The 9,782-nt window shown below is 66.9% G+C and carries 10 protein-coding genes; 2 read left to right on the top strand and 8 right to left on the bottom strand.

What is annotated here, in order from left to right; genetic code table 11:
• Position 1: 1 nt before the first annotated feature.
• Positions 2 to 154 carry a hypothetical protein gene (locus tag A5711_RS26770; RefSeq protein ID WP_197501097.1) on the bottom strand — a complete coding sequence of 51 codons (153 nt, stop codon included), beginning with the start codon at positions 152 to 154 and terminating at the stop codon, positions 2 to 4.
• 74 nt (positions 155 to 228) lie between these two features.
• Between A5711_RS26770 and A5711_RS07925 the strand changes: the two genes are divergently transcribed.
• Positions 229 to 1,725: an adenylate/guanylate cyclase domain-containing protein gene (locus A5711_RS07925; protein WP_197501096.1), complete on the top strand. Its 1,497-nt coding sequence runs from the start codon at positions 229 to 231 to the stop codon at positions 1,723 to 1,725.
• Positions 1,726 to 1,738: 13 nt separating this feature from the next.
• Here A5711_RS07925 and A5711_RS07920 read toward each other — a convergent pair whose 3' ends face one another.
• A complete protein-coding gene (locus tag A5711_RS07920) occupies positions 1,739 to 3,034 on the bottom strand; it encodes an amidohydrolase family protein (protein WP_067945208.1) in 1,296 nt (431 codons plus the stop codon).
• A gap of 117 nt (positions 3,035 to 3,151) precedes the next feature.
• Here A5711_RS07920 and A5711_RS07915 point away from each other — a divergent pair, with 117 nt between their 5' ends.
• Positions 3,152 to 3,370, top strand: a complete 219-nt coding sequence (locus A5711_RS07915) for a hypothetical protein (RefSeq protein ID WP_067945205.1) — start codon at positions 3,152 to 3,154, stop codon at positions 3,368 to 3,370.
• An 11-nt stretch (positions 3,371 to 3,381) separates the two neighbouring features.
• Here A5711_RS07915 and A5711_RS07910 read toward each other — a convergent pair whose 3' ends face one another.
• From A5711_RS07910 to A5711_RS07885, 6 genes are read right to left on the bottom strand one after another with little or no spacing between them, the layout of a single operon-like run.
• A complete protein-coding gene (locus tag A5711_RS07910) occupies positions 3,382 to 4,521 on the bottom strand; it encodes an acyl-CoA dehydrogenase family protein (protein WP_067945204.1) in 1,140 nt (379 codons plus the stop codon).
• A 2-nt stretch (positions 4,522 to 4,523) separates the two neighbouring features.
• Positions 4,524 to 5,567 (bottom strand): acyl-CoA dehydrogenase family protein, encoded by a 1,044-nt coding sequence (locus A5711_RS07905; RefSeq protein ID WP_067945202.1) that lies wholly within the window; start codon positions 5,565 to 5,567, stop codon positions 4,524 to 4,526.
• A gap of 2 nt (positions 5,568 to 5,569) precedes the next feature.
• Positions 5,570 to 6,763, bottom strand: coding sequence for a cytochrome P450 (locus A5711_RS07900; RefSeq protein ID WP_082953558.1), 1,194 nt, complete (start codon positions 6,761 to 6,763; stop codon positions 5,570 to 5,572).
• Positions 6,764 to 6,815: 52 nt separating this feature from the next.
• Positions 6,816 to 7,265 (bottom strand): VOC family protein, encoded by a 450-nt coding sequence (locus A5711_RS07895; protein ID WP_067945199.1) that lies wholly within the window; start codon positions 7,263 to 7,265, stop codon positions 6,816 to 6,818.
• Positions 7,262 to 8,446: a CoA transferase gene (locus tag A5711_RS07890; protein WP_255396011.1), complete on the bottom strand. Its 1,185-nt coding sequence runs from the start codon at positions 8,444 to 8,446 to the stop codon at positions 7,262 to 7,264. The genes A5711_RS07895 and A5711_RS07890 overlap by 4 nt, the downstream gene beginning before the upstream one ends.
• 14 nt (positions 8,447 to 8,460) lie before the next feature.
• Positions 8,461 to 9,699 carry a CaiB/BaiF CoA-transferase family protein gene (locus tag A5711_RS07885; protein WP_067945196.1) on the bottom strand — a complete coding sequence of 413 codons (1,239 nt, stop codon included), beginning with the start codon at positions 9,697 to 9,699 and terminating at the stop codon, positions 8,461 to 8,463.
• Between the last annotated feature and the right edge of the window lie 83 nt (positions 9,700 to 9,782).

Here is a 9,782-nt window from a genome sequence, read left to right as displayed (position 1 = left end):
TTCACGGCGACGCCGGGGCAGCGCCCACGCGTTCCCGCCAGTTCTCCACCATGACCAATCGCCCCGACGAGGCGAGCGTCATGAACAACGTGTCGCCATCGGGGCTCAGCGCGACGTTGGTGGTCATCGGATCTTCGGCGGGAATGGCGCCCAACAGCTCGCCTCGTCGGGGCGATTGGTCATGGTGGAGAACTGGCGGGAACGCGTGGGCGCTGCCCCGGCGTCGCCGTGAAGCTGGTCCGGCACCGGCTGCGTTCGCCGTTCCCGCCCGCCGGAAGGCCACTGCTCATATCCGGCGCGGTCATCCCCACCATTGTTGGCGCAGCGGTCATCGCCGCACTGGCGCTGTGGGGTCTTCCGACCGGTACGGCGCTCGCCCAACAGCACGTGCTGAAGTTCAACATCGTCGTGGCGCTGAGTTATTGCGTCGTAAGCATGCCCTCCGCGGTGATCTGCGGCTATTTGTGGATGAGCCTGCCGGCGGACGCAAGCGACGCCACCGCGCGGCGCGTCGTCTTGGCCATACCGAGGAGAATGGCCGTCGTCCACGGGGCGGTGTGGTCCACGGCCAGCGCGATTTTCGTGCTCATCAATCTCGGCAGGCCTTGGCTGTCGGCAACGTTGGGCGTGTCGATGATCCTGGGCGCGATCGTGACAACCGCATTGTCGTATTGGATGTGCGAGATCGCGCTACGGCCGGCGGCGGCCATGCTGCTCACCGAAGACCCGCCAAAACATGCTCAGGGCCCGGGCCTTCGGCTGCGCGCGGTGAGCGCCTGGGTGATCGGGACGGGAGTTCCGACGCTGATGGTCATGCTCGTCGCCGCGAGCGCCCTCTTCGTCGAGTACTCCGCGCATCGGCTGGCGTTGGTTGTTCTCGTGCTCGGGGGCTGCACCCTAGCCTGCGGCCTGGTGGTCGCCGCATTCAACGCGTCAACGATCGCCGATCCCATCGATGAGGTCAGGCACGGCATGCAACGCGTGCAGCGCGGCGAATTCGACGTGTCCGTCGCCATTTTCGACGCCTCCGAGCTCGGGCTGTTACAGGCGGGCTTCAACACCATGGCGACCGGACTGCGGGAACGAGAACGGCTGCGCGACCTGTTCGGCCGCCACGTCGGTCAGGATGTGGCTCGTCTGGCCGAGCAACTCGCCGCCGCCGGTGACCAGATCGAGATGGGCGGTGTCAACCGCGAAGTGGCGGTGTTGTTCGTGGACCTGGTCGGCTCGACGCGACTGGCCACCACACTGGAACCACCCGAGTTGCTGGCTACGCTCAACGACTTCTTCACGATGGTGGTGAACGCCGTCGAAGCGAATCGGGGCTTTGTCAACAAGTTCGAAGGGGACGCGGCGCTGGCGGTCTTCGGTGCTCCCCTCGACGACGATGACAGGGCCTCGCATGCGCTGGCGACGGCGCGCGAACTCAACAGGATTTTGAATCCGCCCGGCGCGCCGATCAGGGCCGGCATCGGCGTCTCGGCCGGCATGGCGGTGGCCGGCAACGTCGGCCACCCGGGCCGTTACGAGTACACGGTGATCGGCGACCCGGTCAACGAGGCGGCGCGGCTCACCGACGTCGCCAAGCTGTCGGTTGGCGTCGCCGCGTCCGCCGCGGCGCTGGACATGGCCAGTCAGGAGGAGTCGCACCGATGGCGGGTCGTCGACTCCAAAGTGCTACGCGGACGGGTGAATTCGACCGACATCGCCGTCCCGGTCGATTGAAGCTTCGTGCGCGTCAGACCTTGTGGGACTTCTGCTCTTCCATCTTGTCTATGAAGGCGTCGAATCCGATGCCGCCGTGGCCGGCCATGACTTCGTCGTAGTCGTACTCCGGTGGGTTGCCGCCGTTGGGCCGCCACCCGGCATCCGCGGTGCAGGACTTGAAGCCGTCCTCGGGGAAGGCGTACCAGCGCCGCGTGTTGAGTTCGACGATCTTGGCGGCCTCCTCGTCGGGCACGTCCGCGAGCATCTCCTCGGCGCGCGCGCGGCTCTTGGGCCAGAACGAGTCGGAGTGCGGATAGTCGCATTCCCAGGTGATGTTGTCGATCCCAATCTGGTGGCGCATCGACATGCCGACCTCGTCCTCGATGAAACATCCGGAAATGTTGCGCCGGAACAACTCCGACGGCGCCACCGTGGGGTGGATGTTCTGGTAGAACTTGTGCTTGCGCCAGACGTAGTCCGCGCGTTCGACGAGGTACGGCATCCAGCCGACGCCGCCTTCGGAGAACGCGACTTTGAGGTTCGGGTGTTTGTGGAAGACGGGCGAGAAGATGAGCTCGGTCGCCGCGGCCATGGACGTTGTGCCCATCAAAGTGATCATCACCGCGAAGGGCGCCTCCGGTGCGGTCTGGGGCGGGAATCCGCCGCTGCCGAAGTGCATCACCGCGGTCAGGTTGGTCTCCTCAAGCGCCGACCACACCGGCTCCCAGTACGCGGTGTGGTAGCTGGGCAGCTTCAAGTTGGTCGGGTTGTCCGGCAGCCCGATCGCCCGCGCGCCCTTGGCCGCCACCCGCTCGATCTCGGCGACGATCAGGTCCGCGTCCCACAGCGGTGTGATCGCCATCGGAATGAAGCGGGCAGGGTCGGTGGCGCACCATTCGTCGAGTGAGAAGTCGTTCCACGCCTGGACGGACAGCTGCGCGAGTTCCTTGTCCTCGCCCTCCAGGAAGACGGTGCCACAGAAGCGCGGGAAGGACGGAAAGCACAGCATGGCGTGCACGCCGTCGATGTCCATGTCCGCCAGTCGAGCTTTCGGGTCGTAGCACCCGGGGATCATGTCCGCGTAGCGGATTGGGTCGACACCGAACTCCTCCGGCGACTTGCCGGCGACGGCATTCAGCCCGATGTTCGGATAGGCCCTGCCCTCGTAGACCCACTGCTGCACCGGCGGAGCCCCGTCGCGCGGGAAATCGACGATGCGGGGACCGGCGTCGAGGAATTTCTTCGGCAGTCGGTCCGCCCAGACCTGCGGTGGCTCGATCAGGTGATCATCGACGGACAGGAGCTTCATCGAAGGTTGCAGCGGCATTGTGGGAGTCGTCTCTCGAAGTCGTGCGATACGGTACAAGTGAACAGATTCTGACTATTTGACTATAGCGCCGATGGTGGCCGGAGCCCAAACGAACAGGGCGCATCAAGGAGGACCATGACAACACCCGATAGCCCACAGTCGCGCATCCCGCACGACGATTGGGCGGACCAGGACCTGCTCACCAAAGGCGAGGCGGCCGAACGGCTCGCCGCCGAGATCGCCGAGGTCGCTGCCAAACTCGGCGCGTCGGATGATCAGGACGAGACCCTGATGCGACGACTCAACGGGCTCCAGGAGGCCTACAAGCACCTGACGCGGGACCCACAGGGCTGACCCCGCTCCACTCAGGCGCGCGGCAAGCCCAGCACCCGCTGGGCGACGATATTGCGCTGGACCTGGGCCGTTCCGCCGTAGATGCCCGCGGCGCGCGACCACACGTAGATGTCCCATTCCAGGCCTTCGGTGAGCAGCGGGCCGCTGGCCGACAGGTCCATCATGGCGTGGGCGAAGAACTGGTCGGCACGGGTCATGAGCAACTTGTCCACCGAACCCTCGGGCCCGGGAAGCTTGCCGTTCTGGCGCTCCGTGAGCGATCTCATGACCTTGATCTGCAGTGCGCGCAGCTCCACGTAGGCCTGCCCGAGCCGAGCCCGAGCCGACGGCGAGTCTTCGAGCCAGCCGACGCGAACGTCGTCCTCGAGGCGACGTAGCTGCGTCTTGAGCCGGCCGATCCAGTTGATGTCGCTGGGACCGCGCTCGTAGGCAAGCAGCTGGTTGGCAATGGACCAGCCCTCCCCACGCCCGCCGAGCAGATTGCCCGCGGGTACGTCCACGTTGTCGAAGGTGATCTCGGTGAATTCGCGGTTGCGTGCGGCGTTGACGATGGGGCGCACTTCGATGCCGGGCGTCGACATCGGCACCAGCAACACGGAAATGCCGGCGTGCTTCGGCGCATCCGGCTCGGTGCGGCACAGCAGGAAGCACCAGTCGGCAACCGCACCGAAGCTCGTCCAGATCTTGCGGCCGTTGACGCGAAACATCTCACGCCCGCCTGCGTCGAGGAGATCGGCCCGGGTCTTGAGGCCGGCGAGGTCGGATCCGGCCTCGGGTTCGGAGAACCCCTGACACCAGCGCACCCGGCCGGACAACAGCCCGGGCAGCAGCGTGTCGCGCTGCTCGTCGGTTCCGAACAGGCGTAACGCGTTGCTGAGGTGACCGACGCCCTCGATGGGCGCGGCGCCGGCCCGCCCGAGCTCGTCGTTGAGGATCGCCTCGTAGACCGGCGCCTTGCCGTGCCCCCCATACTCGACGGGAAAGGACAACCCGATGTAGCCGGCTTCGTAAAGCGTTTGGTGCCAGACGTTTTGCGCGTCAGCCCGCGCCGCCGGGTCGTCGGGAATCGCGGCATCGGCGGCGTGCTCGGACAGCCACTGCCTGAGCTCGGCGCGGAACTGCGCTTCGGGTGCGCTGTCGTTGAAGTCCATGGCTAGGCGAGTTCCCGGTTCGCCAGCCGCAGTGCGGCGATGGCCTCGTAGTGCACCGTCTCGTCGCCGAACAACCGCCGGTCCAACAGCGCCCGGCGCAGCCGCAGGTGTGAAACGTGCTCCCAGGTGATCGCGATGCCACCAAAGACCTGAACCGTGGTCTCCACCACCTCCCGGCCCGCGGCCGAGGCGTATGCCTTGGCCGTCATCGCCGCCAGCCGCGCCTCGTCGTCCGGCGCGTGGTCGATCGCCCACGCGGCGTGCCAGAGGCAACTCCGGGCGCCTTCGACTTGCACCAGGGCATCGGCGAGCAGATGACCCACGGCCTGAAACGAGCCGATCTTGACCCCGAATTGAGCCCGCTCGCCCGCATAGCGGACCGCGTCGTCCAGGGCACCCTGCATGATGCCGACCAGGTCGGCGGCGACGGCGGTCATCGCCAAGGACTCGACCCGCTGCCACCGTTCGTCATCAATGGCCTTGCCGGTCACCACCGCCGAAGCGACCGAATCGGCTGGCAAACAATGGAATTCACGGGTCAGGTCCAGTCCGCGCGGGTCGGCGCCGCACAGTGGTGCGCACACCAGCCGACGTTGTCCGTCGGTGCGGTCGGTCAGTAGTCCGTGGGTGGCGCCCGCGGCGTCGAATGCCACCCCAGGTCGGTGAGCCGAGCCGAAACCCATCAAGTCGGGGCACAGCACCGGCGCCAGCCGAAGGCTGCCTTCCGCGACGAGCTCCAATTCCTTCTCGGCTCCGGCCGCCTCCAGGAGCTCGGTGGCCAGCACCGCCTGGCCCGCCACCGGAACGGCGCTGAGGGTTCTGGCGAGTTCTTCGATCACGATGACGGTTTCGACGCCGCTCGCCTCGAGTCCGCACAGGCGCGGCGAACGCAACGTCGGCACACCGAGATCCACCAGGCGGCGCCACTGGGCGTCGAGCGCCTCGCCGGTCGCGATCTCGTCCGCACTGGTAACCCCCACGCTCTCCCCCAGCTGCGCGGCGGTGTCGCGGAGCAGTTGCTGCTCGTCGGTGAAGGCGATCTCCATGGTCAGCGCAGGGTCATCTCCACGCTGGTGTATCCGCGTACCGTCGCGGTGAGCACGCGTTCGCGCGCCCCGATGGCGTAGTCGGGGAACCTGTCGGCGATGTACTCGAACACCAGCTGCGCCTCGCGGCGAGCCAACCATTGCCCGAGACAGATGTGGATTCCCCACCCGAAATACACGTCGGTGCCGCGCGGCCTGTCGATGATGAAGCGGTCGGGATCGTGGTAACGCCGTTCGTCGCGGTTGGCGCTGCCCAGGAGCAGCAGCACCCAGTCGCCGGCGTCCATGGTGACGCCGTGTCGCTCGACGGGCCTGGTCAAGGTGCGAGCCACCCAGTGGCTCGGCGTGTCGTAGCGCAGCGCCTCGTTCACCGCGGCGGGAATGACGCTGCGGTCCTTCACGATGCGCTGCCACTCCTCGGGGTGCTCGGCGAGCGCGACGAGGCCGTTGGAGATCAGCTTCTGCGTGGTTTCCGAGCCGGCGGCCGACAGGAGATTGCAGAACATGAGCACCTCGTGCGGGGTCAGGGCGCGCTGGCCACCGGCCTCGGGGTCGTCGAACGTGGCTTGCAGCACGACGCTGATCAGGTCGTCACCCGGGTCGGTGCGGCGCCGTTCGATCAGGTCACCGATGTACTGGCTGATCAGGCGGTTGGCCTCGATGGCTTTGGCCGGCATCGCGACCTGCCCTTCCTCCCGGGTGAGGAAGGCCTCCCACCAGACGCGCAGCTGCGCGCGGTCGCTGTGCGGCACGCCGAGCAGATCACCGATCACGTCCGTGGGCACCGAGAACGCGAACGCCTCCATCGCGTCGACGGTGGTACCCGGTTGCAGCCGGCCAAGGTGCGTGTGGACCACGGCCCGCAGGGCAGACTCCATGGCGGCGACCGCTTTTGGCGTGAAGAACCCTTTGAGGACCCCGCGAACGCGGTCGTGGCGGGGCGGGTCCATCGAGATCACCGAGTACTTCCGTCCGTCGTTGTCCGGGTTCTCCGGTGCCGGACCGCGCTTGGACGAGAACGTCTCCCAATCCCGCAGAGCCTGCGACACGTCGTCGAACCTGGACAGGACCCACCAGCGGTTTTCGGGATCCCGGTAGACCGGCGCCTCGTCGCGCAATCTCCGGTACACCGGGTACGGATCGTCGAAGATCGCCTTGGAGAACGGCGAATACATCAACTCGCTGGTCGCTGGCACAGCCCTGACTCTATCATCGCAATGAACAATCGGACGTTGAGTGACTAACTGCTCAGTCGCTCGGCGGCGTGCGCTCGATCAACTCGATCCAGTTGCCGTCGGGGTCAGTCGCCATCAGTCCCCGGTTGCCGCCGTCGAATGTGACCGTTCGTTCCGGTCGGGCTTGGCCACCCAGGCGCTCGATACGCGCGACGACCGCGTCCGCGTCGTCGACGCGGAAAGACAGGTGCGTGAAGCCCACAGCGTTCATCCGGCGGGGCCGGCGCTTCTCGCGCACACCCGGTACCGGGTAGCCGAGCAACTCGAGGCGAAATCCGTCGCGTTGCAGGTAGACCAAGACCAGCACCAGCCCGGGCACGCCCAGCAGCCGTGCCGTCTCGGGCCCGTCGACCGTCAGGCGGCCGCTTTCGTCGAATCCCATTGCCGTGCAATAGAATCGGACGGATCTTTCGAGATCGCTGACGCACAGCCCGATATGGGTGAGGCGGTCACCGGGGGTCATGCGGTGTCGTCGGCGAGTTCGTCGAGCAGCGCGTTGTGTTCCCCGAGCAAGGGTGGCCGTACGGGGCCGCCCGCAAGAGTGGCGCTGAAAAGGTATGGCGTGCCCGGATAGCGGAACGTCTCCCCCAGTTCCGGGTGGTGGACCGGCACGTGAAACCCGCGGGCGGCGATGTGTTCGTCCTCGAAGGCCTCGTCGGGTGACAGCACCGCTCCGGCGGGGAATCCGCGTCGCTGGCTTTCCAGGAAGTACTCATTCGCCGGCATCCGGGAAGCAATCAAGGTGATCGCGTCGCGGGCCGCCATCAGTATCGCGGTGGTCTCGTCGTCGGCACCGATCATCGCGATGTCGACCGGCTCGTCGCGAGAGGCGGCCATTTCCAGGAACACCGCCTCGGGAAGCTCGTCGGTCAGGCCGAGGTCCGCGAGCCAGGTCAGCAGGTTCGCGAATTCGGTCGGCTTGCGGGGTAGCACGCCGGTGGTGGCGTAGGCGCCGTCGGCGCACCGGACCTGCGTCGGTTGGCTCCGCGTGAAGTACGCGTGACGGCCGGTCTGGCGGACGCACGTCTCGTTGTTGACCAGCCAGTGGTACGTCGTCTGCTCAGAACTGACGTTGCAGGCCGCATTGACGCTGACGTCGACGAGCTGACCCTGGCCGGTCTGGTCCCGGTGCGCAAGGGCCACCAGCGCTCCGATCGCGCAATACAGGCCGGCGAGGTTGGCCGACTGCTCGCCGGCGCCGCGGACCGGCGGCAGGGAGTGATCGTCGTAGCCGCAGTTCCAGACCGGACCCCCGCCGGCAAGCATGGTGAGGTCGGTGACGGGTTGGTCGGCCCGCATGCTGTCGAGGCCGAATGGGGTGACCGCCACCCAGATCAGCGACGGGTGCCGGGCGTCGCCGACGGGGCCGGACCCGGAGATCACGATGTCGGCGCCGGCGATCAGGAGCCCCAGTGCGTTGGCACCCTCCGCGGTGTCGAGATCGACGGTCACCGACCTCTTGCCCACGTTGCCGCTCCACCAGCGCAGGCTGGTATCCGACCCGATGTTGTCGTGCGCGAACGGCGGTCGCGACCGATGTGAGGATCCCGCGGGAGGTTCGACCACGACGACCTCCGCGCCGAGTTCGGCGAGCAACCTTCCCCCGACGGGGGTGAACTGGCCGCTGATCTCGACGATGCGAATCCCGCTCAGCGCGTTCAGATCACACCCCGCTTCGTCAATTCGTCCAGCTCCTGATCACTGCGCCCGAGCAGCCCGCCCAGCACGTCTCGGTTGTGTTCGCCCAGACACGGCGCGGCCCGCGAAATGTTCCACGGCGAGGCCGACATTCGCAGGGGAACCCCTTCGACGCGCACCGTCCCGATCTCGGTGTGCGTCACGGTCGGAAAGAGTCCCCACTCGGCGAGATCCGGGTCTTCGTCGATCCGTTCCCGCGGCGACTTCACGACACTCGCCGGCACCCCGGCCGCAGTGAGTTCGGCTGCCAGCGAGGAGGCTTCGCGAGTTCTGGTGCAGGCGCTGACGAGTGCGTCGAGTGCGTCGGCGCCGAGCAACCGCTGCTCTAGGGTCGCGAATCGGTCGTCTGTCAATCGCGGTTCGTCGACGACTTTGGACAGCAGGGCGACGTCGCGGTCATCGCGGCAGGCGATGGCGATCCACCGGTCCTCGCCCAGGCACGGGTAGATCCCATGCGGAGCCATCTCACCGAAGTCGGCGTGGTTACCGTCCGGGAACCCCGGCCGGCGCGCGGGCCGCTCGTTGACCGTCCAATCCAGCACCTCGGTGGGCAGCATCGCGATGCCCGCAGGCACGGTGGCCAAGTCGATGTGTTGACCCTCGCCGGTGCGTTCGCGCTGATGCAGTGCCGCCAGGATCGCGACCGTCATGTAGTAGGCGGCGACGTGGTCCATGTACGAGTAGCCCCATCCCGCGGGCTCACGGTCGGGCAACCCGGCGGTGAAGGTCAGCCCGCTCAGCGCCTGAACGATGGGACCCCAGGTCTTGAAATCGCGGTAGGGGCCGCTATGTCCGAAGCCGCAGTTGGAGACGTAGATGATGTCCGGCTTGATCCGGCGCAGCTCGTCGTAGCCGAAACCCATCCTGTCCAGCACGCCGGCGGCGAAATTCTCGCAGACGATGTCGGAGAGGGCGATCAGCTCACGCAACAGCTGCTTGCCTGCCTCTTGACGCAGGTTGATGGTCACTCCGAGCTTGCCCACGTTGTGGTTGTTGAAGCCGGCACCCAGATTCACGCCCCGGCGCTCGTCGACGAACGGGCCGACGCCGCGCAGCGCGTCCCACATCCCGCGCGTTGCGGGGTCTTCGACTCGGATGACTTCGGCACCGAAGGCGGCCAGGATCTTAGTCGCCCCGGCGCCGGCCAGTTGACCGCCGAGGTCGCATACCCGAAGGTGGGACAACCCGACGCTCACCATGCAACAATAAAACAGATTTTGTTCTTCTGCCAACGCCGCGCCGCAGCCAGGCCTCGCGGGGACGGCTACTCGCAGATTAACAG

It is taken from the genome of Mycobacterium sp. E2238 (genome assembly GCF_001672665.1).
Lineage (GTDB): Bacteria > Actinomycetota > Actinomycetes > Mycobacteriales > Mycobacteriaceae > Mycobacterium.
This window is presented reverse-complemented; position numbering and strand designations above follow the sequence as displayed.